The following is a 23,880-nucleotide window of genomic DNA, read 5'->3' on the forward strand; positions in this document are numbered from 1 at the left end:
AAGCGGGTCAGGCGCGGGGATGGGCGCGGTTGTAGACTTCCATCAGGCGCAATGTGTCGACGGCCGTGTAGGCCTGTGTGGTGGACAGGGACGCATGGCCGAGCAACTCCTGTATCGTGCGCAGATCCCCGCCCGCGTCCAGAAGATGCGTGGCAAAACTGTGGCGCATCGCGTGGGGGGTCGCGCTCGCGGGCAGGCCAAGTTGCATGCGGGCGGAGGCCATCACCTTCTGGATCGCGCCGGGGCCCAACTTGCCCCCTTTTACCGCGCGGAACAGCGGCCCTTTCGGTTCTTGCGCATGCGGACACAGACGCAGATATGCCGCGACCGCCTCGCGCGCTGCAGGAAGGACCGGCGCAACGCGTTCCTTGCCGCCCTTGCCTGTGATGCGCAACACGTCCGGCAGGGGCGCATCCGACCCCCTCAGGCCCAACGCCTCGGAAATCCGTAACCCGCACCCCCACAAGAGCGTCAACACCGCCACATCGCGCGCCCCGACCCAGGGCGCGCGGCCCTGCGTTTCGACGCAGTCGATCAATTCGCGCGCGGCATCGACAGCCAGCGGGCGCGGCAGCTTCTTGGTGAACTTCGGCGCACGGGTGGAGAGCACCGCCGTAGGCTCGAATCCCTCACGCGCGGCCAGCCAGCGATAGAACGCCTTGACGGCAGAGAGCTTGCGCGCGAGCGAGCGCGGACCGACGCCCGCGCCGCGTGTCTGTGCCATCCACGCGCGCATGTCGCTGACGGTAATCTTCGCAAGCGCGCCCAGACCCTGCGCGCCACCGTGATGGACGCTGATGAAGGCGAGGAATTCGGTGACATCGCCGTGGTAGGCGATCAGCGTGTTGTCGGCGGCGCCTTTCAGCGCGCGCTGATGGTCAAGCCATGTTTGAAGGGCATCGCGCGCGGCGGGACTGATGGCGAGTGTATTTTGAGGCCCGCTCAAGACAGCCAGCGGCGCATCGCGCGCTCGAACACACCGGTAAAGAACGCCAGCAGATCAGTGCCCTGTTGGGGTCCGAACATATGCGGATCCTCGGCACCAAGCACCAGCATGCCGGGCAGGCGACCCGCGCCGAAATCGAGCTTGAGGCAGGCCTCAGAGCGGATCCACTCTGCGTTGACGCCGTAAATCTGCTCTGACGCGTCCTGTACCGAGCGCAGCGTGACTTGCCGCACCGTGCTGGCACGGGACTGGGTGAGATAGCGGTCGATAAATCCTGGCTCGGCCACGCTGAGCACGTCGCCAAGACGCTGAACCGCCGGATCGTTGTCGTTTTGCACGGATTCGAGGACCAGTTTAACTGCGTCGACGCGCAGGGTTTCGGCAACTTCGCCGCCCAGATCGCGCAGAAACGGCTCGAAATCCAGCGGATCAAGCATCCGCAAAATCGCGCGGTGGATCTGGTTTGTGCCGGCAAGATTTTCGTAGGCCGCGGCAATGACACTGCGGTGCGTATCTTCAAGCCGGTCGAGACGGGTCTCGAGGCGCTCCATCGCAATGCCGCGCAGGTCGACGATATTGCCGCCCATCGCTTTTTCGTTGGCCGCGATCAGCGCCTGCATGACATCGCTGTCATCCAGAATCACGTCCGGTTGAGAGATGATCGCCTCGCGGACGGCATCTTCGATCTTGGGGCTGCTGCTCATGCTGCTCTCAGTTTCTTGTTGGCACTTCATAGCAGGGGCCTGCGCAAAAAGCTGCCCCTTTTTGTGCGCAAAGCGCGCTTTTTGAGATAGGCGTCGGATTTTTCCGTCACCTGTGGCCGATCCGCACGACCGGCCACCTGACGCTATACGGTGATGGTTAACGACATGCTAATGTCACTGCCGATCCAGCGCTGCTGTCACAGAATCTTCTGGCCGGTCTTGGCCCAATCTTTCATAAACTGCTCCAACCCCTTGTCGGTCAGCGGATGGCTCGCCAGCTTGCGGATCACTTCGGGCGGTGCGGTCATTACGTCCGCACCGATGCGCGCGCAGTCCTGTACGTGCCCCACGGTGCGGATCGATGCGGCAAGGATGTTGGTCTCGAAACCGTAGTTGTCGTAGATTGTGCGAATGTCCTCGATCAGGTCCATACCATCGAGGTTGATGTCGTCCAGACGCCCGATGAACGGCGAAATGAACGTGGCCCCCGCCTTCGCCGCCAGCAGCGCCTGATTGGCCGAAAAGCAAAGCGTCACGTTGACCATCTTGCCCTCGCCCGACAGCACCTTGCACGCCTTCAGGCCGTCCCACGTCAGCGGCAGCTTGACGGCGATGTTATCGGCAATCTCGGCCAGCTTTCGGCCCTCGGCGATCATCTCATCGGCTTCGAGTGCGACAACCTCGGCCGAAACGGGGCCGGACACGATACCACAGATTTCCTTGGTCACTTCCAGAATATCGCGCCCGGATTTTAGGATCAGCGAAGGGTTCGTCGTAACCCCGTCCACCATGCCCAGATCGTTGAGCTCCTTGATGTCGTCGATTTCGGCCGTGTCTACAAAAAATTTCATGTCGGGTCCTTCGCGGTTGGATTGGCAGCGGCGGTCGTTATATCTGGCTTTGCTTTACCGCATGATCTGCGATGCTGAAAGCCCTCAAACCCGTTGATCCACAGAGAGGCCGCTCCTTGGCGCAAAAGACCTATTTCGATCCCGGAGAGCTTGTCGCGGTGCAAACCACGCAACCTCTGGACCGCGCGCTGGACTACAAGGCGCCCGAAGGCGGCTGCCATCTGGGCGCGTTCGTCGAGGTGCCGCTGGGGCCGCGCAAGGTGCTGGGGGTCGTCTGGGGGGCGGGGCAGGGCGATTACGATTACGCGAAGGTGCGCCCGGTGATCCGGGTGCTCGATGCACCGCCCCTGCGCGACGAGATGAAGTTGTTTCTGGAGAAATCAGCCGCCTACACGCTGACACCGCTGAGCGCGATGCTGCGGTTGGCCACCCGCGCGCCGGGCCTGGGCGATCCGCCTTCGATGCGCAAGGTATACCGGCGCGGTACCGGCGCGCCGGATCGCGTGACCAAGGCGCGCACGCAGGTGCTGGAGACATTGGCCGAATACGGCGATCTGTCGTTCACCCTGAAAGAGTTGGCGGAGATGGCCGGTGTCACGGCGTCCGTGATCAAGGGGCTGGTAAAACAGGGTGTGGTGTTCGAGGAGGACAGCCCGCGCGATCTGCCATTCGCACGGCTCGATCCCGATCTGCCCGGCAAGGTTCTCACGGCGGATCAGGCGGCAGGCGCGGCGGCGCTGGGTGCGGGCGTTGCTTCGGGCGACTATGGCACGACCTTGCTGCGCGGTGTCACAGGATCGGGCAAAACCGAGGTGTACCTCGAAGCGGTTGCCGCCGCCATGCGGCAGGGGCGGCAGGCGCTGGTGCTGTTGCCCGAGATCGCGCTGACAGCAGAATTCCTGACGCGGGTCGAAGCGCGGTTCGGCGCCAAGCCTGCGGAATGGCATTCGGGGGCCACGATGACCGAACGCCGGCGGATCTGGCGCATGGTGGGCGAAGGGCAGGCGCAGCTTGTAATCGGTGCACGTTCGGCGCTTTTTCTGCCGTTCCAGAATCTCGGCCTGATCGTGGTGGATGAAGAACACGACACCTCCTACAAGCAGGAGGACGGCGTGCTGTATCACGCCCGTGACATGGCCGTGCTGCGCGCCTCGATCTGCGGTGCGCATGTGGTGCTGGCCTCGGCGACGCCGTCGCTCGAAAGCTGGTCGAACGCGCAGGCGGGCAAATACGCGCGGCTTGATCTGGTGTCGCGGTTCGGGCCTGCCGTAATGCCGCAGATGGGCGCGATTGACATGCGCGGCGAAGGATTGCCGAGCGATCGCTGGGTATCGCCTGCGTTGAAGAAAGAGGTCGATGCGCGGCTGGCGAACGGCGAGCAGGCGATGTTGTTCATCAACCGGCGCGGCTATGCGCCGATCACGTTGTGCCGGGCCTGCGGGCACCAGATCGGATGCGATCATTGCGACGCGCGCATGGTGGAGCATCGTTTCCTCAAGCGTCTGATCTGCCACCAATGCGGCGAGAGCAAACCGATGCCCGAAGCCTGTCCGTCGTGCGAGGCGGTGGGCAAGATGGCCCCGGTCGGCCCCGGCGTGGAGCGGTTGGGCGAGGAAGCGGCGGCGCTGTGGCCCGACGCGCGCATTGCCACGCTGAGTTCCGACATGTACGGCACCGCGCGGGCGTTGAAGGCCGAGATTGCAGGCATTGCGCAGGGCTCTGCGGACATTATCATCGGCACACAGCTTGTCGCCAAGGGGCACAATTTTCCCAATCTCACGCTCGTCGGGGTCATCGACGCGGATTTGGGCCTTACCGGATCCGACCTGCGCGCGGCGGAACGGACGTTTCAACTGATGCGGCAGGTAGCGGGACGCGCCGGGCGCGCGGACAAACCCGGCACCGCACTCTTGCAGACGTATCAGCCCGATCATCCGGTAATCCGCTCCATTCTCGCAGGCGACGAGGAAGCGTTCTGGCAAGCCGAAGCGGCCGAACGGTCACAGGCGGGTATGCCTCCCTATGGTCGGTTGGCGGGCATCATCCTGAGCGGGCCGGACGTGGCGGCGGTATTTGACGCAGGCAACCAACTGGCGCGCAACGACCGCGTGCTGCGCGATGCGGGCGCGCAGGTATATGGGCCCGCCCCGGCGCCGATTGCGCGGGTGCGCGGACGGCATCGCGTTCGGTTGCTGGTCAAAGCGGACAAGAACGTCGCGCTGCAAAGGGCGCTGGCACAATGGGTCGGGCAACTACGGCTCAAGGGGGATCTCCGGTTGGCCATCGATATTGATCCGCAGAGTTTTTACTAGGCTACCGCGCAAATCCGGACATGCACGATGCACGTTTTTATCTCGTCTTTGTGCCGGTGCAGGCGTAATGCTGCTGCATGACAAAGATCTTGCCTCTTGATGCCGCATCCGACCAACCGCTCTGGCGGAGGCCCATTACGTTGCTCTTCGTGATGGCGCTGGCGATGCCGGTAGCGTTCTTTACCTGGTATGCGCTGCTCAACAACTTCGTTCAGGAGGTGGCCCAGTTCGACGGGGCCGATATCGGCCTGCTGCACACGGTACGCGAGATACCTGGGTTCCTGGCGTTTCTGGTGATTTTTTTGATCATCTTTATCCGCGAACAGGTGTTGGGGCTGGTCTCGCTGATGTTGCTGGGGACGGCAACCGCGATCACCGCTTGGTTTCCGCAACTCACCGGCATCATGATCCTGACGTTTCTCAGCTCCGTAGGATTTCATTACTACGAGACGGTCAACCAGTCCTTGCAGCTGCAATGGCTGCCCAAGGACCGCGCGCCGCAGATCCTCGGCTGGCTTATGGCGACGGGATCGGCGGCGACGTTCTGTGTGTATTTCGTGATCATGCTGCTGTGGGAGCCGCTGGGCCTTACGTATAACGGCGTGTTCATGGCGGGGGGCGGTATCACGGTCGCGGTGGCGCTGTTCGCGCTGCTCGCCTATCCGCAATACGAAAGCCCGCATCCGCAGATCAAGCGGATGGTGGTGCGGCGGCGCTACTGGCTCTACTACGCGCTGCAATTCATGTCCGGCGCGCGGCGGCAAATTTTCATGGTGTTCGCTGGTTTCATGATGGTCGAGAAATTCGGATTTGCGGTGCACGAGGTCGCAGGGCTGTACCTGGTCAACCTGATGCTCAACATGCTCATCGCGCCGCTGCTGGGGCGTATCGTCGCCCGCTTTGGCGAGCGCAACGCGCTGGTGTTCGAATATGTCGGTCTGGTCTGCGTGTTTCTATCCTATGGCGGAGTGTACTTTTTTGACTGGGGTTTTCAGGTGGCGGCGGTGCTTTACGTGCTTGACCACATGTTTTTCGGGTTGGCGCTGGCGCTCAAGACCTACTTTCAGAAGATCGGTGCCCCCGGTGACATGGCACCGACAGCCGCCGTCGCTTTCACGATCAACCACATCGCGGCGGTATTTTTGCCGGTGACGCTGGGCCTGCTGTGGCTTGTCTCGCCGACGGCGGTGTTCTTGCTGGCGGCGGGCATGGCGTCCGTATCGCTTATGCTGGCCATGCTGATCCCGCGCCACCCTGAACCCGGACACGAAACAGTGTTCGCCGCAGCGGTACCCCAACCGGCAGAATAAGGCCGGTTTCTGACCGGCTCGACCTTCGGCCAGAGCTTTAGCGCGGCGCAGCTCGACCTTGTGCGCACGATGTACCGCGACATGCCGATCTTCTGCTTTGGGTATACGCTGGTGACGTGAGGGGGCGTTGGTAGATTGTACGCACTATGAGGCTGGATCTATCTGCGCAACCTGCGCGTGGGCGATCCGGCTACCCTTGACCCGGCGCCCGTGCGGGCCTACCCGAACCCTGACAGACACAGGAGCCGCCGATGCCGACCTATACCGCCCTCACCACCCTTGCGGGCCGCGATGCAGCCTATACGCTTGGCGATGCAATGGAGACGTTGAATCCTGAGCCGACCGGCGTCGGCGTGTTCGAAATGGAGGACGGATCGGGCCTGTGGGAAGTGGGCGGCTACTTCGAGGACGTACCCGACGATACCGCGCTTGCGGTTCTTGCCGCTGCTATGGGGGCGAAACCGTTCATTGTATCCGAGCTGCCCGAAACCGATTGGGTCGCCCATGTGCGTCGCGAACTTGCGCCGGTCGAGGCGGGTCGTTTTTTCGTCTATGGCAGCCACGACGCCGACAAGGTGCCGGACGCATGCGAGCCATTGCTCATTGAGGCCGCGATGGCGTTCGGCACCGGCCACCACGGCACCACACTGGGCTGTCTGCGTGCGCTGGACCGGCTGGCGCTCGGCGGCTTCGTCGGGCGGCGGGTCGTGGACATCGGCTGCGGCACGGCGGTTCTGGCGATGGCGGCCGCGCGGATCTGGGGTGATCCGGTGCTTGCGTCCGACATCGACGAGGTCGCGGTCGACGTCGCCCAGGCCAATGTGACGGCGAACGGACTGGAGGGAAAGGTGATCTGCGTGGAGGCGGCGGGGTTCGACCACCCGGCGCTCGCGGCGGGCGCGCCCTTTGATCTGGTGTTTGCCAACATCCTCAAGGGACCGCTCGTCGCACTCGCGCCTGACATGGCACGGGCAATGCAGGAGGGTGGTTTTGCGATTCTTTCCGGTATCCTGAACGAGCAGGCGGACGAGGTGATCGGCGTCTATGCACAGAACGGCATCAATCTGCACCACCGCGAAAGCATTGGTGACTGGACGACGATAACGCTCCTGAAAAAGACCTGATATTCGACATGATTTGGGTGGTTCTGCCTTAATTGCCTAACTTTTGACACATTTGAAACCTAAAAATTTACTTAACAGCGGTGGGGGCCGACTGTTGAAAGAGACCACTGCCATGGTTGAAACAAAAGACCACTTTTCGCGCCGCCTGACAGGCCTTGAACGCAAACATGCCAAAATGGGCAAGTACGGTGTCTATACCCGTGTGGACAAGAATGGGGTCGTCATCCTCAAGGCGAAACGGGCCCGGATCTATTTCCCAGCCAAGGGCCTGCTGATCCTTGCCGCTTCCTTCTTCGTATTCAAGGCTTTTATCCTGTCCGCGAATGGTCCGGATGCCTACAACGACCGGCTTGCGATGCTGGAAAGCGGAACGGTGGTCGAGGTGATAGGCGCCAGACTGCTTCAGGTCGATCCGCTTACGCAGCTCATCGCAAACCAGATCGGACCCCTTCTCCGGTAGAGCATTTCAACTGCTGCGCGGTAGGGCCCGCGTGTCTCCAAACACAAGAGAAAGCCGCGTCGGACATATTCCGGCGCGGCCATTGTATTTTTCGAAATGCGCGTCGTCGCTTGAAGCCGCGTACCAGACGGGGTCAGCGGATGAAAACGCTCCGTGCGACGTCTTCTATTGCACCGCGCTCGAGGCCGATATCGGCCAACTCGCGATCGGTCAGACCAGCCAGTGCCTTACGTGTGATGCGCGAGTCGTTCCATGAGATCGCAGAGGTTATCAAGTCGCTGATAAGGAGGGCTGTCCGGTTTGCAAACGATGCAACGCCGTAGGTGGTGCGGGAGGTGTCAAAAGCAGCCATTGGAGCCGTCCTTCTTGCAAAATTGGTTATGCCGAATTCTTCGGCTGGTTGATCCGCAGTTAGGCAGAATGGGACCATACCGCAATGGTCCAAAATGCAACGCTGATATGCGATTTCTGCATAGGTTTTGTTTGCGGTAACATACCGTTAATAAAAGAAAAAATAGGGGGAGGTCGCGTGTCGCTCGCAGGTGACCGGAGGTCGTTTTCAGGGTAGTTTTCGCCACGCGCTGCAAAAGCGACACGCGGTTTGTCGCAATTGTTCCATCGGTTGAATTTGTTATGCAGTGTTCGCGTTTCGTGCTAGTGCATCCAAAAAGCAACAATATCGAGGATGAGGCAGATGATACGGGTGATAGGCATCGATCCGGGGCTTCGAAATATGGGGTGGGGCGTGATCGACGTGACGGGAAGCCGTCTGAGCCATGTGGCGAACGGCATTTGCCATTCCGACGCGGGGCAGGATCTGGCGATGCGCCTTCTTGCGCTCCACGGACAGTTGACCCGCGTTTTCGCGACTTACCGCCCGCAGACGGCAGCGGTCGAACATACCTTCGTCAACAAGGACGGGGCGGGCACGCTCAAGTTGGGCCAGGCGCGCGGGATCGCTTTGCTGGTGCCCGCGCAGATGGGCCTTGCCGTGGGCGAATACGCCCCCAACAACGTCAAGAAAACGGTGGTGGGCGTCGGCCACGCCGACAAGGGGCAGGTGGCGCATATGGTGCGGATGCAACTGCCGGGGGTCGATATCGCGGGGCCAGATGCCGCGGACGCGCTGGCGGTGGCGATCTGCCACGCGCACCACGGCGGGGCGTCGACGCTGGCGACCGCAATCGCAAGAGCCAGCGCATGATCGGCAAGATCACGGGACGCATAGATTACCGCGCGCCGGATCACGTGCTGATCGACGTGCGCGGTGTCGGCTATCTGGTCTATTGCTCGGACCGCACGCTGGCGGGCCTTCCCGGTGTCGGCGAGATGACGGCGCTTTATACCGATCTGCTGGTACGCGAAGACCTGATGCAGCTGTTCGGCTTTGCCACGCTGGCCGAAAAGGAATGGCACCGTTTGCTGACGTCCGTGCAGGGTGTGGGGGCGAAGGCGTCGCTTGCAATTCTGGGGGCGCTCGGTCCCGACGGGGTAAGCCGTGCGATTGCACTGGGCGACTGGAACGCGGTCAAGGCGGCCAAGGGGGTCGGACCGAAGCTCGCACAGCGGATCGTGCTGGATCTCAAGGACAAGGCGCCCGGCGTGATGGCGATGGGTGGATCAGTAGCCCAGGCGCACGGAGACACCGGGGCCGAGGTGATCGAAGCACCCGCGGCACCGCGCGCAAAGCGCACAGAGCCCCCCAATGCCAGCGCCCAGTCGGAAGCATTGTCGGCCTTGTCCAACCTCGGTTGCGGTCCCGGAGATGCGGCGGGTGCCGTGGCGCGGGCCGCAGCCGACATGCCGCAGGCCGATACGCCCGCGTTGATCCGTGCGGCGTTGAAACTCCTCGCCCCGAAAGAGTAAGGTGCGCGCACCGGCACCCCGGCGGGCGATCTGCGCAGGATGAACATGATGGACAGCGATCCGACATTGCGGCCCCAGCCGCTGCCCGAAGACCACGACCGCGCCCTGCGTCCGCAGATGCTGGACGAATTCGTGGGTCAGGCGGAGGCGCGTGCGAACCTCAAGGTGTTCATCCAGTCCGCTCGCCAACGCGAAGAAGCGATGGATCACACCCTGTTTCACGGCCCTCCGGGTCTGGGTAAGACGACGCTGGCACAGATCATGGCGCGCGAGCTGGGCGTGGGGTTTCGGATGACGTCCGGTCCGGTGTTGGCCAAGGCCGGTGATCTGGCCGCGATCCTCACCAATCTAGAAGCGCGAGACGTGTTGTTCATCGACGAAATCCACCGGCTCAACCCGGCGGTCGAAGAGGTGTTGTACCCGGCGCTGGAGGATTTCGAGCTGGATCTCGTGATCGGGGAGGGGCCTGCGGCGCGCACGGTGCGCATCGAATTGCAGCCCTTCACCCTAGTCGGTGCGACAACCCGCATGGGGCTGTTGACAACGCCGCTGCGCGACCGGTTCGGGATCCCCACGCGGTTGCAGTTCTACACCGAAGACGAATTGTTCATCATCGTCGAGCGCAATGCCCGCAAGCTGGGCGCCCCTGCGGATGAGGGTGGCGCGCGTGAGATCGCACGGCGCGCACGTGGCACACCGCGCATCGCGGGACGTCTGCTGCGCCGGGTTGTCGATTTCGCCGTCGTCGAGGGCGACGGACGGGTGACGCAGGCGTTGGCAGATATGGCGCTGACGCGGCTTGGCGTCGATCATCTGGGCCTTGACGGCGCGGATCGGCGGTATCTGCGGTTGATCGCGGAGAATTATCAGGGCGGGCCTGTCGGGATCGAGACGATGTCGGCCGCCCTGTCGGAATCGCGCGATGCGCTCGAAGAGGTGATCGAGCCGTTCTTGCTGCAGCAGGGATTGATCCAGCGCACCCCGCGCGGCCGGATGTTGGCGCGCAAGGCGTGGCAGCATCTGGGAATGGCACCACCCAAACCACAGACGGATCTGTTTGGCTGATCCCGGAATTGGATATTTTTGGCCAAAAGAAATAGGGGCCGGAAGAGGAGACTTGGCGATGGAGCCGGACGAGATCGAAGCGCTTTTCACCCGTGAGGACGGGCAGTTCGTATTTGCCCGCTGGGGCCGGCCGATTGCGCCGGTTATTTTCGGGGTCGAGGATGCGACGCTGGGAGTGGTCAAGGGGGCGCTTGAGGCTGTGGCGGTGCTGACGGGGCACAGGATGGCGGAAACGGACCCGGAGCTGGGTGCGAATCTCATGATGTTCTTCTTTGAGGACTGGGCGGAGCTTCTGGAGGTGCCGGGGATGGACCGGTTGGTGCCGGATCTGACGGAACTGGTCGACAGGCTTGGCGCCGCGGAGGCGAACCAGTACCGGTTCTTCCGGTTCGACGAGAAGGGTGCGATCAAGGCGTGTTTCGTATTCTTGCGCATGGATGCGCATCTGTCCGCGGTGCCGGCGCAGACGCTGGCCCTGAGCCAGATCGTGCAGTCCTATCTGTTGTGGTCCGATACGGCCTTCCGGGAGAAATCGCCTCTGGCCGTTGCGGGGGAGAGCACGATTTTGCGGCCAGATGTCGCGGCATTGATCCGGGCGGCTTACGATCCGGTCCTGCCGCACGCCGCACAGGATCCGGCATATGCCCTTCGGCTTTATGCGCGCGCAAAGGCGGGGAACAGTGTGCAATGAGCCATAGCATGACCGTCCGGGTGTATTACGAGGACACCGACATGGCCGGTATCGTCTACTATGCGAACTACCTGCGCTATATCGAGCGCGGGCGCAGCGATTGGGTGCGCGAGATCGGCATCGATCAGTTGGGCATGAAAGGCGGCGGCGTGGTCTTTGCCGTGCGCAAGATCGAGGCCGAATACATCCAGCCCGCGCGGTTCGAAGATGTGCTGGAGGTGCGGACCACGCTCGACAGCCTGTCAGCGGCACGCATGGTGATGGCGCAAGAGGTCTGGCGCGGTCCTGACCTGCTTTTTACCGCGAAAGTGCAGATCGTGTGCATCGGCGCGGCGGGAAAGCCCACACGTTTGCCAGCGGAACTTCGCCTACTGCAATCGTGATCGTGCGCCTTTGCACCTAGCCCTCGCTTTTCCATTTGCCTTGAGATAGATTTCGTCCAAATGGAGCCTGTAAAACAGGCCCGTCCGAGGCAGACAAGCAAAGAGCAGATATTATGCAAACAGCACTGATCGCCGCCGCAATCGGCGGCAATATTACCGTTTGGGGGATGTTCGCACAGGCGACACTGACCGTGAAACTGGTGATGGTCGTATTGGTTCTCGCCTCCTTTTGGTGCTGGTCGATCATTGTCCAGAAAATCATGCAATATCGCGCGGCGCGGCGCGAGGCGGGCCGCTTTGATCAGGCTTTCTGGTCGGGCGAGCCGCTGGATGCGTTGTTCGACCAGATCGGTGCGGAGCCATCGGGTGCCGCGGAAAAGATATTCGCCGCCGGTATGACGGAATGGCGCCGCTCGCATCGTGAGGATGGCGGGCTGATCCCCGGTGCCACCGCGCGCATCGACCGGTCGATGGACGTCGCTATTGCGAAAGAAGCCGAGCGGCTGCAGAAGGGGCTGCCGGTGCTGGCCACGACCGGATCGACCGCGCCGTTCATCGGTCTGTTCGGGACGGTGATCGGGATCATGAACGCCTTTATCGAGATCGCGGCGCAGCAGAACACCAATCTGGCAGTGGTCGCACCCGGCATCGCCGAGGCGTTGTTGGCGACGGGCATCGGTCTTCTTGCCGCGATCCCTGCCGTGATCTTCTATAACAAGCTGAACGCCGACAGCGAGCGTATCCTGAGCGGGTACGAAGCCTTTGCCGACGAGTTCGCCACCATTCTCAGCCGCCAGTTGGACAGCTGAGCCATGGCCGCAGGTATAATGCAGAGAAAGAGCGGTGGTGGACGGCGCAGCCGCAGAGGCGGCGCGCAACCGATGGCCGAGATCAATATCACGCCATTCGTGGATGTGATGCTGGTCCTTTTGATCATCTTCATGGTCGCGGCACCGCTTTTGACTGTCGGCGTACCTGTGGAGTTGCCGAAAACGGCAGCGACCGCACTGCCGAGCGAGCAGGAAGAGCCGCTGACCGTGACGCTCACCGCGGATGGGTCGGTACAGATCATGACCACGGAAACAGCGCGCGAGGAACTCGTGGTCAAGTTGCGTGCGGTCGCGGCGGAGCGCGAGGGCGACCGCGTGTTCCTGCGCGCGGACGGTACCGTGCCGTATAGTGCGGTAATGGAGATCATGGGCGCGCTGAATGCTGGCGGGTTTTCCAACATCGGACTGGTGACGGACATCGGCGGGCCGACGCTGGACGGAACCGGGAACTGATCCCATGTCGCGCGCACGCAAGACGGGCAACATTATTTCCGGAGTGGGGCATGTCGGCCTTATCGGCTGGATCCTGTTCGGCGGTTGGTTTACGGCACGGCCCGACGCTGTCGAGGTGCAAGAGGTCGCGGTGATCAGCGGTGTGGAGTTTCAGGCGCTTCTCGATGCGCAACAACAGTCACGGGAAATCGCGCCGGAGCCGGAGACTGCCGCGCCGGAAATCACGCCGGATGCACCCGACGTCACTGTGGCCCCCGACATTTCGCCACCACCACCCGAACCTGTGACGGAAGAGCCCGCTGCCGAGCCGGTGGAGGAACCGGTTCCGGAAGTTTCGGAGGCTGCACCCGAAGTGCCGGAACCGCCTGCGGATCTTACGGTCGAGGAGGCGCCCGTCGCCGAGACGCCGGTGGAGCGTCCGGCGGAGCGGGTCGCACCCGAACCTGCGCCGCAACCAGCGCCCGACGTGGTGCAGGAGCCAGTGCCGCAGGACGCCGTAACACCCGAAGAGACGGGCGAGACGGTGCGCGAGCAGCAGGAGGCAGCGCAGACGCCCGAAGCAACAGACCGGATCATTACCGAGGCGGCACAGCCTCCCGCCTCGTCGCCTACCGCCTCTATGCGCCCGCCCGCCCGCCGTCCCGAGCGCCCCGCGCCCGCGCGTACCGCCGAAACATCTACGCCCACACCGGCGCAGGAAGACCCCAGTCCGGTGGACGACGCCGCCGTACAGGCAGCTCTTGAGGCGGCGATGAGTTCGGCGCAGGCGGATGTGCCCACCGGGCCGCCGATGTCGTCGGGCGAAAAGGACGCGCTGCGTCTTGCGGTCCAGGGCTGCTGGAACGTCGATCCCGGTGCGCGCTGGGCTCAGACCACCGTCACGGTGGCGATGTCGATGACGCAGGACGGCAAGGTTGTCGGCAATTCGCTGCGGATGATCGGTAGCGAAGGTGGGGACGCGGCGACGGCGGAGGCCGCTTTCGGTGCAGCACGGCGGGCGATCCTGCTGTGCCAGAAGGGCGGATACCCGTTGCCGGCGGAAAAATATGGCCAATGGCAAGAGATCGAGATGACATTCAACCCGGAACGGATGCGAATCCGGTGACGAGCCTGCGCGCAACCTTTGCGGCCTGTGCCGCGTTGATGTCGCGTGACCGGCTGGTACAGTCGGTGAGAAAGCCGCACGCTGTGCGGCGTCGGGGGTCAGCGTGCTGGCGAACGATGAGAAAGCCAAGATTCAACTGCGAAAGGATGAGTGGCGTATGACTTTTCTAAGGACCGCTTCGGCGATTGTCTGCGCCTGCGCGCTCGCACTCGTGTTGCCAACCGGCATGGCCTCCGCCCAGCAGGGCCCACTGCGCATCACGATCGAGGAAGGGATCATACAGCCTTTGCCGTTTGCGGTGCCGGACTTTCAGGCCGAGACAGATGAGGCGGCGCAGCTTGCGGGTGATCTGGCCCGCGTGATCGCGGCGGACCTGGAAGGCACAGGCGTTTTTCGTGAGATCCCGAGCTCTGCCTTCATTGCGCAGTATACCGATTTCGAGACGGCGGTACAGTATTCCGACTGGAAGGCGATCAACGCACAGGCGCTCGTGACCGGCGCGGTGTCGGTCAGCGGTACGAACGTGAACGTCAAATTTCGCGTCTACGACGTGGTGTCGGGCACCACGCTTGGCGAAGGGTTGCAGTTCTCGGGAACCACTGACGGTTGGCGCCGAATGGCGCACAAGATCGCGGATGAGGTTTACAGCCGGATCACCGGCGAGGGCGGCTATTTCGACAGCCGGGTGGTTTACGTTTCCGAAACCGGACCGAAAGATGATCGCAAGAAACGTCTCGCAGTGATGGATTACGATGGCGCCAATGTACGCTACCTGACCGACAGCAGTGCGCTTGTTCTTGCGCCGCGATTCTCTCCTACCGGTGACCGAGTGCTCTATACCAGCTATGAAAGCGGATTTCCGCGGATCAATGTCCTTGATGTCGGCTCGGTGCAACAGCGTGTGCTGGAAAGCGCCGAAGGCACGATGAGCTTTGCGCCGCGCTTCTCGCCGTCGGGCCAGACAGTTGTTTATTCCCTTACGCAGGGCGGCAATACCGACATCTACACCATGGACATCAATTCGGGGCAATCTGTGCGCCTGACCAATACACCGTCCATCGAAACTGCTCCCAGTTTCAGCCCCGATGGCAACCGTATCGTTTTCGAAAGCGACCGATCGGGCTCGCCGCAGCTCTACATCATGTCGGCAGGTGGCGGGGAGGCGCAGCGGATTTCCTTTGGCGAAGGGCGCTATGGCACGCCGGTCTGGTCCCCCCGTGGCGATCTGGTCGCGTTTACCAAACAGAACGCGGGTCGTTTTCACATCGGCGTCATGCGCACCGACGGGTCCGAGGAACGTCTGCTGACGGCTTCTTTCCTGGATGAAGGTCCGACTTGGGCGCCAAATGGGCGCGTGATCATGTTTACCCGCGAAACCCAGGGCGAAGACGGTGCCTCATCGCTTTATTCAGTGGACATCACCGGACGGGTGCTGCGCAAAGTGGCCACGCCCGAAGGCGGGTCTGATCCGAGCTGGTCGCCGTTGCAGCAGTGATTGCGGGCCTTTCCCCTGCCGGGCAGGCTGTGCTAGTCTGCTCGCCAAATTGACAAGAAACATGACATTCAACCCGAGGTCGAGACATATGAAATTCCTGCCCATGACGGTCCTCGTCGCAGCCGTTGCGCTGTCGGCCTGCACCAACCCTGATCGCTTTGGCGCCGATGATGCGTTGGCCGGCAACGGGAATCCGAACGGAGGCGTGCCGCTGAATTCGATCCAACCCGGCAGCGCCAACGATCCGGCTTCCACCGCTTATTTCAACCAGACCATCGGAGACCGTGTGCTGTTCGAGGTGGACCAGTCCAACCTGACGCCCATCGGGCGCTCCACGCTGGACGGGCAGGCGACGTGGCTGCTGACTAACAGCGATTATCAGGCGGTGATCGAGGGGCATGCGGATGAACAGGGCACGCGCGAATACAACCTTGCGCTGGGTGCGCGCCGGGCAAATGCCGCGCGCGAGTACCTGTTGTCCAAAGGCGTACCGGCGGGACGTCTGCGTGTGGTAAGCTATGGCAAGGAACGCCCGATCGAAATCTGTTCGAACGAGGCCTGCTATGCCAAGAACCGGCGCGCGGTCACAGTGCTTGCGGGTGGTCTGACAAGCTGATCGCCACAGGCCATCGTACAGAAGGATAGTCGCGATGCGTTTTGCTTTTATTTTCGCCGTTGTTCTGGGGGCCGTGCCGCTGGCCGCCACCGCACAGGATGCGCAAACCCTGGCCGATATCCGGCAGGAACTGACCGTGCTCAATACCGAGATGACGAAGCTCAAGCGCGAGTTGTCGACAACCGGGACCGCCGGCGCCGACTCTCAATTGGCGGCTGGATCGGTGCTGGACCGTGTGGCAACGATGGAAAGCGAACTGGCGCGTGTCACGGCCAAGACGGAAGAACTTGAATATCGCATCAACCGCATCGTCGATGACGGTACGCGCCGGATTGCCGACCTTGAATTCAGGCTCGTCGAGTTGGAAGGCGGAGACATCTCTGCGCTGGGCGAGACGCAGACGCTAGGTGGCGAAGGACAGGCGTCTGCGCCCGCACCGACACCGGCACCGGAACCCGCTCCGCAGACCGGCACGACACAGCAACTCGCCGTGGGCGAACAGGACGATTTCGCGCGGGCGCAGGAGGCGCTCGCATCCGGTGACTTTCGCACCGCCGCTGACCAGTTTGCGGCCTTCAACCAGACCTATCCAGGCTCTCCGTTAGCCGCTGACGCCGATTTGCGCCGGGGCGACGCGCTGCGCGAAATGGGCGACACGCGCGAGGCCGCGCGCGCCTATCTGGCAAGTTTCGGCACCGCCCCCACCGGCGAGAACGCGCCCGAAGCTTTGTTCAGGCTGGGTGCCGCTCTTGGTGCGCTGGGCCAGACTGAGGAGGCCTGCGTGACCCTGGGCGAGGTACCGGGCCGTTTTCCGGGCACGCCATTTGCGGATCAGGCTCTGGCGGAGCGGCAACTGCTCGGCTGCTCCTAGATCGTGGATCCGCTGGAAGAGGCCGTTTCGGCGACTCTTGGCGCAACCGATATCACTCGTTTGGGTGTCGCGGTTTCGGGGGGGAGCGATTCTGTCGCTTTGCTGACCATCCTCCACCGCATCGCCGACGCTCATAGCATATCGCTTTCAGCTGTTACCGTCGACCATGGGTTGCGCCCCGGATCCGCGCGCGAGGCGGAGAGCGTCAAGGATCTGTGTAAAACCAGCGGTATTAATCACCAGACGCTTCGCTGGGAGGGGTGGGACGGCACCGGCAATCTGCAAAACGCGGCACGCGATGCGCGGTATGCTCTTATGGGGGTATGGGCCAAATCGCTCCAACTGGATGCGGTCGCTTTGGGTCATACCGCAGAGGACCAGGCAGAAACCGTTCTCATGCGGCTAAAACGGCGCGCGGGCGTCGACGGGCTTTGTGCGATGGCGCGGCAAAGCGAACGGGGCGGTATGGTCTGGCTGCGTCCCTTGCTCGACCAGCGGCGCGGTGCCTTACAGGACTATCTGGCAGCGCGTAGTATTGAGTGGGTCAGCGACAGCAGCAACGAAGACCTGAGATTTGACCGGGTCAGGGCGCGCAAAGCATTGTCCATGCTGGGTAATCTAGGCATTGATGTTCCGGCCCTGTCCGCAGTGGCGCAGAACATGGCGGATGCGCGCGCGGCGCTGCGCCATGCAACGCAGGCGGCCGTTCGCGACAGCGCAAGACTCGTACAAGGAGGCGTCGCGATCGACGCGGCAAAACTCGCTATGTATCCTCGCGAGATCCGCAGACGGCTGTGGATACATGCGCTCGGCTGGATTGCAGAGCATCGCTATCCGCCCCGGCGCGCCACCGTCGACAGCTTGATGGAAGCAGCAAAGACCGAAAAACAGAGCGTCGGGGCGGGCTGCGCTGTCATAAAACGGCGCGATACGATCTGGCTTTTCCGTGAATCCGAGCGGGTGCGAGATACTGTTTGCGACATCAACGCCGCATGGGACGGGCGGTGGCATGTCACGCGCAACCAAGAACGGGAAGTGAATGGCCCTTACGAAATCCGCGCACTTGGTGATAAGGGTTTGAAACAATGTGATAAGTGGAGATCTCTTGATCTGCCGCGCGGCTTGCTGCTGGGTCATCCAGCCCTGTGGCACGGTGACACGGTTATCTCATCGCCGTGCGCCAAACCCCATCAGAATTGGCGCTGGACACTCAAGCGCGATGAAAAAGCCTTTTTCGACACCCCATTATGACATTGAACTGACGGCATGCATGTCTATCTTATGCCTGTGGCCGGGGATCCATCTCTGGCCGAAACGCATTCAGGAGAGTTCCCTTGGGCAATTTTCGCAATCTCGCATTCTGGGCAGTCCTGCTGATCCTCGTATTTTCGCTGTTCAACCTGTTCAACGGCGGATCGGGCGGACTTCAGAACCGCGAGATAAGCTATTCCGATTTCGTCAGCGCCGTTGAAAGCGGTGATGTAAGCAATGTTACGCTCGACGGAGAGCAAGTACGCTTTCGGCGCTCGGATGGGGGCGACTATGTTACCATCAAACCGACCGATGCCGAAATCACCAACCTGTTGATCGATAACAACATCCCGTTGCGTGCCGAAAGTCAGCAGGAAAGCGGCTTGCAGACATTCCTTGTCTCGCTGCTTCCGATCCTGCTGTTGATCGGGGTCTGGATCTATTTCATGAACCGGATGCAGGGCGGCGGTAAGGGCGGCGCGATGGGCTTCGGTAAATCCAAGGCAAAGATGCTGACCGAAAAACACGGGCGCGTGACGTTCGATGACGTTGCGGGTATTGACGAGGCCAAGGAAGAACTTGAAGAAATCGTCGAATTCCTGCGCAATCCGCAAAAGTTCTCGCGCCTTGGTGGGAAAATCCCCAAGGGCGCGTTGCTTGAGGGCCCTCCCGGTACCGGTAAGACGCTTCTGGCGCGGGCAATCGCGGGCGAGGCGGGCGTGCCGTTCTTCACCATTTCCGGCTCCGACTTTGTCGAGATGTTCGTTGGTGTCGGCGCAAGTCGGGTACGCGACATGTTCGAGCAGGCCAAGAAAAACGCGCCCTGCATCGTGTTCATCGACGAAATCGACGCTGTGGGCCGGCACCGCGGGGCGGGTTATGGCGGCGGCAACGACGAACGTGAGCAGACACTCAACCAGCTGTTGGTCGAGATGGACGGTTTCGAGGCGAACGAAGGCGTGATCATTATCGCGGCGACAAACCGCAAGGACGTGCTGGACCCCGCGTTGCTGCGTCCGGGCCGTTTTGACCGTCAGGTTTCGGTCGGCAATCCCGATATCAAGGGCCGTGAAAAGATCCTGGGTGTGCACGCCCGCAAGACCCCGCTTGGCCCCGATGTGGATTTGCGCATCATCGCGCGCGGGACGCCCGGATTTTCGGGTGCTGATCTGGCGAACCTTGTGAACGAAGCGGCGCTGACCGCGGCGCGGGTCGGGCGGCGGTTTGTTGCTATGTTGGATTTCGAGTCCGCCAAGGACAAGATCATGATGGGTGCCGAGCGCCGGTCCATGGTGTTGACGCAGGACCAGAAGGAAAAGACGGCCTACCACGAAGCGGGCCATGCCATCGTCGGCATGAAGCTGGACAAGTGCGACCCCGTCTACAAGGCGACGATCATTCCGCGCGGCGGTGCCTTGGGCATGGTGATGAGCTTGCCCGAGATGGACAAGCTGCAGATGTTCAAGGACGAAGCCGAGCAAAAGATCGCCATGACAATGGCGGGCAAGGCGGCGGAAATCCACAAATACGGCGCAGAAACGGTGTCCTCCGGTCCGATGGGCGACATCATGCAGGCAAGCCAGCTTGCGCGCGGTATGGTGATGCGAATGGGGATGTCCGACAAGGTCGGCAACATCGACTACTCCGAAGCCGCCGCAGGGTATCAGGCGAATGGCGGGGCCGGTGGCTTCAGCGTCTCTGCGGCGACGAAAGAGCTGATCGAGAGCGAAGTGAAGCGGATCATTGACGAAGGCTACGCGCGCGCCGTGCAGATTATCACTGACCATGAGGACGAATTCGAGCGACTGGCCCAAGGTTTGCTGGAATACGAAACACTCACCGGTGAAGAGATCAAGCGCGTGATGGAAGGCAAGCCACCACAAGCGCCCAACGACGACGATACACCCGATAACGGATCCGCACCCAGCGTAACCGCGATCCCCAAAGCGAAGGGTAAGAAGACACCTCCCTCTGGCGGCATGGAACCTGAACCTTCGGTCTGAACGACGCCCTTTTGATTGACAAAGGCTCCGCCATATTTCGGTTCGTTCCGGAAATTGGGGCAAGACCGCCGGGAAGCAGTTTGTTTCCCGGCGGTTTCATTTCTAGTATTCGTATCAGAGCGCAAATGTAAAATTTGTCATAAAAAATAGCCTTTCCCGTTTCTCCCAGCCAGACCAATATCATCGGTGTGGACCTTCGCAGCGCATGCAGCTGGTCGGTCCGTTTTCGGGTTGTGTAATAAGGAATTTTCAATGCCGGATGATCAACAAAGCGAGCCAGCACTGGCGAAAGGGCAGCATGGGACTGTTGGGATGGTAGAGCACCTCATCATAGGCGAACTATTGATGACATCACCTCAGTCTACGCATCCGACCTTAGTGCCGCCCAATAAGGCAAACTGCGAGAGTTAAACGATTGCGCACCAGATCGGCCACTTCTCGAGATGTTGGCGGCGCTCTATTCGATGCATGAAACTCCGTCGAAGACGCCCCCCTTCGGCCCCATGATCGTGATGGCAGATGGCTCGCGCTCAGCGACATCTGATGATTTCGCAGGACCACTGGTCGAAGTGATTATAGCAACGCTTGGGCGTGTTTCTCGTTTGATGGCTCGCGCACGACTGTCGCACCTTGCCTGGTTCACTGAGCACCGAAGAAAGGAGAGGTGCATACTGCACTAAATGTATACCTTTGAATTGGCGCAGATGATCCGCATCATATGGCGCATCCGCCATGACATAGCCAATACCCGTCAGCCCTTCGATCAGGCCGCGTGCCAGAGGGCTTCCCCCGAATTTGGCCCGGTGCGATCGTGAACCGGATCGGCAGGGCAAGAACATCGACGGCGGCATGTATCTTCGTGGTCAGGCAGCCGTTTGAACGTCCGATTGCGTGAGTTTGAGCCCCCTTTTGCGCCGCTGGCGCCCACTGCCCGCCGGGCGATCACGTAGTAATCCGCCGAGAGGGGGCGTGTGCCTTTCAGATCGTAGCGTCCACCAACATATATCCGAAGTCGGGGTCTTGGCTTAACGGTTCTTAGAAGTCTCTCCCAAACGCCCGCTTGCGTCCATCGCCGAAACCGGAAATGCCTCGTTTTCCAGTTGCCCAGTTTAGGTGGAGGATCACGCCACCGCGACGCCGTTCGCACAAGCCACACGATCGCGCCAAGGAAAAGTCTGTTGTCAGTGACAGTACGCTCACGACCACCAGTCTTGCCCGGTACAAGTGGTTCCGCCCGCGTCCACTACGCGTCCGTCCAGAGTTCTGGTACAAGATCGGCTCCGTTTTTCGATCTTGAATCAGAACCCACCGCAAATGGGAGTTTCCTAAATGAAGACACCGCCTAAGCGACAGGATGCCTATTCCCGCGATTTCACGGGGGACAGGGCTGTCTCGCGACACCATCAGGAAATATCCGCGGGCTGATATAGTTGAGTCCGATTTCAGGATGTCGACGCGGCCAAGCAAGCTGGATCCGTTTGCGGGAAAACTGACGGGTTGGTTGCTGACGGAGCAGTGTAAATCGCGCAAAGACCGGCCCACTGCCAAGCGGATGCATGCGGATCTGGTGCAACTGGGATTTGACGGTTCTCCTGAGAGCGTGGTGGCATGTGCGCGCCTGGAAGGTTGATCGGCAGCACGTACGGCAAACGACTGGGTGGGGGACATTCGTTCCGCTGGTGTGTCAACCTGTCGAGGCGTTCCGGTGGGATTGGAGCGAGGATTGGGCTACCATTATCGGCAGTGAGGGCGTTGAGCTTCAAATCGCACGCATCAAGCTGTCACATGACCATGCGTTTCTGTTGCGGGCCTATTTGCGGCAGACCCACAAGGTGCTGTTTCGATGCGCACTGGCCTGCTTTCCGTAAGCGTTGCGCTGACCCCACCTTCCCGACGACGGCTTGATCTGCGAGTCCGTTTCCATGTGTAGATTTGGAATGGAAACAGCGTTGGTAGGACATATAGAGCATCATATGGAGGACACTGGCCGAATGGAGGTCATGTTTGGGCCTTCGGGAAATCGGCATTGGTCTGATTCAATTAGTGGCCGGGTTGTCGCCGAGACTTTGGTGCCCGGTGTGACGATCAATGAGGTTGCGCGGCGGCATGATCTGCGGCCCAATCATTTGTCATCGTGGCGGCGGTTGGCGAAGAACGGCAAGCTGGTTGTGCCGGATTTGGCGGGTGCCGAATTTGCCCCTGTTGTGCTGGCACCTGAGGCTGCGCCGGTTGCGGTCCCGTCGGAACGTGCTGTTGAGATCATTTATGGTGCAATCACTATTTGTTTGGATGCTGGAACCCAACCGGACCGGGTTGTTGAGATTGCGCACGCCCTGTCCACAACCCCATGATGTTTCCGTCAAACCGGGTGCGGATCGTCGTGGCGACCAAACCTGTGGACTTCCGCAAGGGTCATGACGGTCTGGCAGCTCTAGTCAAGATTAAGCTACGCAAGGACCCCTTCACCGGCACGGTGTTTGTGTTCCACGCGAAGCGGGCGGATCGGCTGAAGCTGCTTGACTGGGACGGAACTGGTCTCGTGATGGCCTACAAACGCCTGGAGGAAACAACCTTTACCGGGCCTGCGATCAAAGACGGCCTGATGGCATTGAACCATCCGCAATTTGAGGCGCTGTTCTCGGGGTTGGACTGCCGCAAAGTGAAGGCTTTGGCACCACGCCCACCGACTGCGGCAGAGTGAAACAAGCAGGCTTTTGCACGGGCGATTAGCGGCATCTTTTGGTAGGTATCCGCCATGATGACGGGTTCAAATCTTCCAGATGATATTGATGTGCTGAAGGCAATGATCTTGGCTTCTCAGGCTGAGATTGCTCAGCGGATGCGCTGGTCGCGGACCGGGACACTGTGATTGAGCGCAAGGAAGATTGTATCCAGCGGTTGCAGAAGTTGGTCCCTGACTTCAAAAGCGCCTTGTTCGGTACGCGCTCCGAGAAAGCCAATCCTGAGCAATTTGAGCTGGCGCTGGAAGACATCGAAACGGCAATGGCGGCGGTTCACGCCGAAGACGAAGCCCCTGATCCGCCTGCGTCGCCCACGGCAAAGCCGCGTAAAACCAATCGTGGGTCGCTGCCCAAGCATCTGCCCCGCATTGAAGAGGTGATTGCGCCCGACAGCACAATTTGCGGCTGCGGTGCCGAGCGCCAATTGATTGGTGAGGACGTGTCCGAACGCTTCGATATTATCCCGGCACAGTTCCGGGTCATTGTTACACGCCGCCCGAAGTACGCCTGCCGGTCCTGCACGAATGGGGTTGTTCAGGCGCCCGCACCCGCGCAGCTCAATTCCGACGGCATGCCGGCAGAGGCCACAGTGGCGCATGTGTTGGTCAGCAAATACGCAGACCATCTGCCGCTTTACCTGCAGGCGCAGATTTACAGCCGCCAAGGCATTGATCTGAAGTGCTCCACAAACTGTTCATGGATGAAGCGCGTGCGCCAGTTCTTGCCCCCCCCCCTCTCATCGCCGCAAGCGGCGACTGCCGGGCAGCGGGCAAACGCAAAACCAAAACTGGATACTTCTGGGC

At 61.3% G+C, this 23,880-nt stretch carries 23 protein-coding genes and 2 pseudogenes; 20 read left to right on the plus strand and 5 right to left on the minus strand.

Going from position 1 to position 23,880, the window contains the following annotated elements; translation table 11 throughout:
* Positions 1-7: 7 nt before the first annotated feature.
* The 3 genes from Q1A06_RS12955 to fsa form a co-directional block, all read right to left on the minus strand.
* On the minus strand, positions 8-946 hold the full coding sequence (locus Q1A06_RS12955; protein ID WP_299564179.1) for a tyrosine recombinase XerC: 939 nt from the start codon (positions 944-946) through the stop codon (positions 8-10).
* Entirely contained in the window at positions 943-1,650 is a 708-nt protein-coding gene (locus Q1A06_RS12960; protein ID WP_299564182.1) for a DUF484 family protein, read from the minus strand. The genes Q1A06_RS12955 and Q1A06_RS12960 overlap by 4 nt, the downstream gene beginning before the upstream one ends.
* Positions 1,651-1,847: 197 nt before the next feature.
* Positions 1,848-2,501, minus strand: coding sequence for a fructose-6-phosphate aldolase (fsa, locus tag Q1A06_RS12965; RefSeq protein WP_299564185.1), 654 nt, complete (start codon positions 2,499-2,501; stop codon positions 1,848-1,850).
* A gap of 71 nt (positions 2,502-2,572) precedes the next feature.
* Between fsa and Q1A06_RS12970 the strand changes: the two genes are divergently transcribed.
* The 4 genes from Q1A06_RS12970 (at position 2,573) to Q1A06_RS12985 (ending at position 7,707) form a co-directional block, all read left to right on the plus strand.
* Positions 2,573-4,813, plus strand: coding sequence for a primosomal protein N' (locus tag Q1A06_RS12970; RefSeq protein ID WP_299564188.1), 2,241 nt, complete (start codon positions 2,573-2,575; stop codon positions 4,811-4,813).
* A gap of 77 nt (positions 4,814-4,890) precedes the next feature.
* Positions 4,891-6,123, plus strand: coding sequence for an MFS transporter (locus tag Q1A06_RS12975; protein ID WP_299564191.1), 1,233 nt, complete (start codon positions 4,891-4,893; stop codon positions 6,121-6,123).
* A gap of 251 nt (positions 6,124-6,374) precedes the next feature.
* Positions 6,375-7,247: a 50S ribosomal protein L11 methyltransferase gene (locus tag Q1A06_RS12980; RefSeq protein WP_299564194.1), complete on the plus strand. Its 873-nt coding sequence runs from the start codon at positions 6,375-6,377 to the stop codon at positions 7,245-7,247.
* A 112-nt stretch (positions 7,248-7,359) separates the two neighbouring features.
* Positions 7,360-7,707: a hypothetical protein gene (locus Q1A06_RS12985; RefSeq protein ID WP_299564197.1), complete on the plus strand. Its 348-nt coding sequence runs from the start codon at positions 7,360-7,362 to the stop codon at positions 7,705-7,707.
* 133 nt (positions 7,708-7,840) lie between these two features.
* Here Q1A06_RS12985 and Q1A06_RS12990 read toward each other — a convergent pair whose 3' ends face one another.
* On the minus strand, positions 7,841-8,059 hold the full coding sequence (locus Q1A06_RS12990; RefSeq protein ID WP_299564200.1) for a DUF1127 domain-containing protein: 219 nt from the start codon (positions 8,057-8,059) through the stop codon (positions 7,841-7,843).
* 345 nt (positions 8,060-8,404) lie between these two features.
* Between Q1A06_RS12990 and ruvC the strand changes: the two genes are divergently transcribed.
* From ruvC to ftsH, 13 genes are all read left to right on the plus strand, one after another.
* On the plus strand, positions 8,405-8,911 hold the full coding sequence (ruvC, locus tag Q1A06_RS12995; RefSeq protein ID WP_299564276.1) for a crossover junction endodeoxyribonuclease RuvC: 507 nt from the start codon (positions 8,405-8,407) through the stop codon (positions 8,909-8,911).
* A complete protein-coding gene (ruvA, locus tag Q1A06_RS13000) occupies positions 8,908-9,573 on the plus strand; it encodes a Holliday junction branch migration protein RuvA (protein ID WP_299564203.1) in 666 nt (221 codons plus the stop codon). Before ruvC ends, ruvA begins: the two co-directional genes overlap by 4 nt.
* Before the next feature lie 45 nt (positions 9,574-9,618).
* Positions 9,619-10,638: a Holliday junction branch migration DNA helicase RuvB gene (gene ruvB, locus Q1A06_RS13005; RefSeq protein ID WP_299564206.1), complete on the plus strand. Its 1,020-nt coding sequence runs from the start codon at positions 9,619-9,621 to the stop codon at positions 10,636-10,638.
* 58 nt (positions 10,639-10,696) lie between these two features.
* Positions 10,697-11,329: a hypothetical protein gene (locus Q1A06_RS13010; protein ID WP_299564209.1), complete on the plus strand. Its 633-nt coding sequence runs from the start codon at positions 10,697-10,699 to the stop codon at positions 11,327-11,329.
* Positions 11,326-11,712, plus strand: a complete 387-nt coding sequence (ybgC, locus tag Q1A06_RS13015; RefSeq protein WP_299564211.1) for a tol-pal system-associated acyl-CoA thioesterase — start codon at positions 11,326-11,328, stop codon at positions 11,710-11,712. Before Q1A06_RS13010 ends, ybgC begins: the two co-directional genes overlap by 4 nt.
* A gap of 113 nt (positions 11,713-11,825) precedes the next feature.
* Complete coding sequence (gene tolQ, locus Q1A06_RS13020; RefSeq protein WP_299564214.1) at positions 11,826-12,521, plus strand: protein TolQ; 696 nt, start codon at positions 11,826-11,828, stop codon at positions 12,519-12,521.
* Positions 12,522-12,524: 3 nt separating this feature from the next.
* Positions 12,525-12,995: a protein TolR gene (gene tolR / locus Q1A06_RS13025; protein WP_299564217.1), complete on the plus strand. Its 471-nt coding sequence runs from the start codon at positions 12,525-12,527 to the stop codon at positions 12,993-12,995.
* Between the two features lie 4 nt (positions 12,996-12,999).
* Positions 13,000-14,100 (plus strand): energy transducer TonB, encoded by a 1,101-nt coding sequence (locus Q1A06_RS13030; RefSeq protein ID WP_299564220.1) that lies wholly within the window; start codon positions 13,000-13,002, stop codon positions 14,098-14,100.
* 157 nt (positions 14,101-14,257) lie between these two features.
* On the plus strand, positions 14,258-15,595 hold the full coding sequence (gene tolB / locus Q1A06_RS13035; protein WP_299564223.1) for a Tol-Pal system beta propeller repeat protein TolB: 1,338 nt from the start codon (positions 14,258-14,260) through the stop codon (positions 15,593-15,595).
* Between the two features lie 88 nt (positions 15,596-15,683).
* Positions 15,684-16,211 carry a peptidoglycan-associated lipoprotein Pal gene (gene pal / locus Q1A06_RS13040; RefSeq protein WP_299564226.1) on the plus strand — a complete coding sequence of 176 codons (528 nt, stop codon included), beginning with the start codon at positions 15,684-15,686 and terminating at the stop codon, positions 16,209-16,211.
* Positions 16,212-16,245: 34 nt separating this feature from the next.
* Positions 16,246-17,082 carry a tol-pal system protein YbgF gene (ybgF, locus tag Q1A06_RS13045; protein WP_299564229.1) on the plus strand — a complete coding sequence of 279 codons (837 nt, stop codon included), beginning with the start codon at positions 16,246-16,248 and terminating at the stop codon, positions 17,080-17,082.
* A 3-nt stretch (positions 17,083-17,085) separates the two neighbouring features.
* A complete protein-coding gene (gene tilS, locus Q1A06_RS13050) occupies positions 17,086-18,333 on the plus strand; it encodes a tRNA lysidine(34) synthetase TilS (protein ID WP_299564232.1) in 1,248 nt (415 codons plus the stop codon).
* An 83-nt stretch (positions 18,334-18,416) separates the two neighbouring features.
* Complete coding sequence (gene ftsH / locus Q1A06_RS13055; RefSeq protein ID WP_299564237.1) at positions 18,417-20,336, plus strand: ATP-dependent zinc metalloprotease FtsH; 1,920 nt, start codon at positions 18,417-18,419, stop codon at positions 20,334-20,336.
* Between the two features lie 763 nt (positions 20,337-21,099).
* Here ftsH and Q1A06_RS21040 read toward each other — a convergent pair.
* Positions 21,100-21,567 (minus strand): annotated as a pseudogene (locus Q1A06_RS21040) (transposase); the annotation flags it as partial.
* A gap of 706 nt (positions 21,568-22,273) precedes the next feature.
* On the opposite strand from Q1A06_RS21040, the gene Q1A06_RS13060 reads away from it, so the two are divergent.
* From Q1A06_RS13060 to Q1A06_RS13070, 3 genes and pseudogenes are all read left to right on the plus strand, one after another.
* Entirely contained in the window at positions 22,274-22,687 is a 414-nt protein-coding gene (locus tag Q1A06_RS13060) for a transposase (protein ID WP_299564240.1), read from the plus strand.
* Positions 22,684-23,037, plus strand: a complete 354-nt coding sequence (gene tnpB, locus Q1A06_RS13065) for an IS66 family insertion sequence element accessory protein TnpB (protein ID WP_299564243.1) — start codon at positions 22,684-22,686, stop codon at positions 23,035-23,037. The genes Q1A06_RS13060 and tnpB overlap by 4 nt, the downstream gene beginning before the upstream one ends.
* 54 nt (positions 23,038-23,091) lie before the next feature.
* Positions 23,092-23,806: pseudogene (locus Q1A06_RS13070) on the plus strand (IS66 family transposase zinc-finger binding domain-containing protein); the annotation flags it as partial.
* Positions 23,807-23,880: the final 74 nt, after the last annotated feature.

The sequence above is a fragment of the uncultured Sulfitobacter sp. genome, from assembly GCF_947497275.1.
Lineage (GTDB): Bacteria > Pseudomonadota > Alphaproteobacteria > Rhodobacterales > Rhodobacteraceae > Sulfitobacter.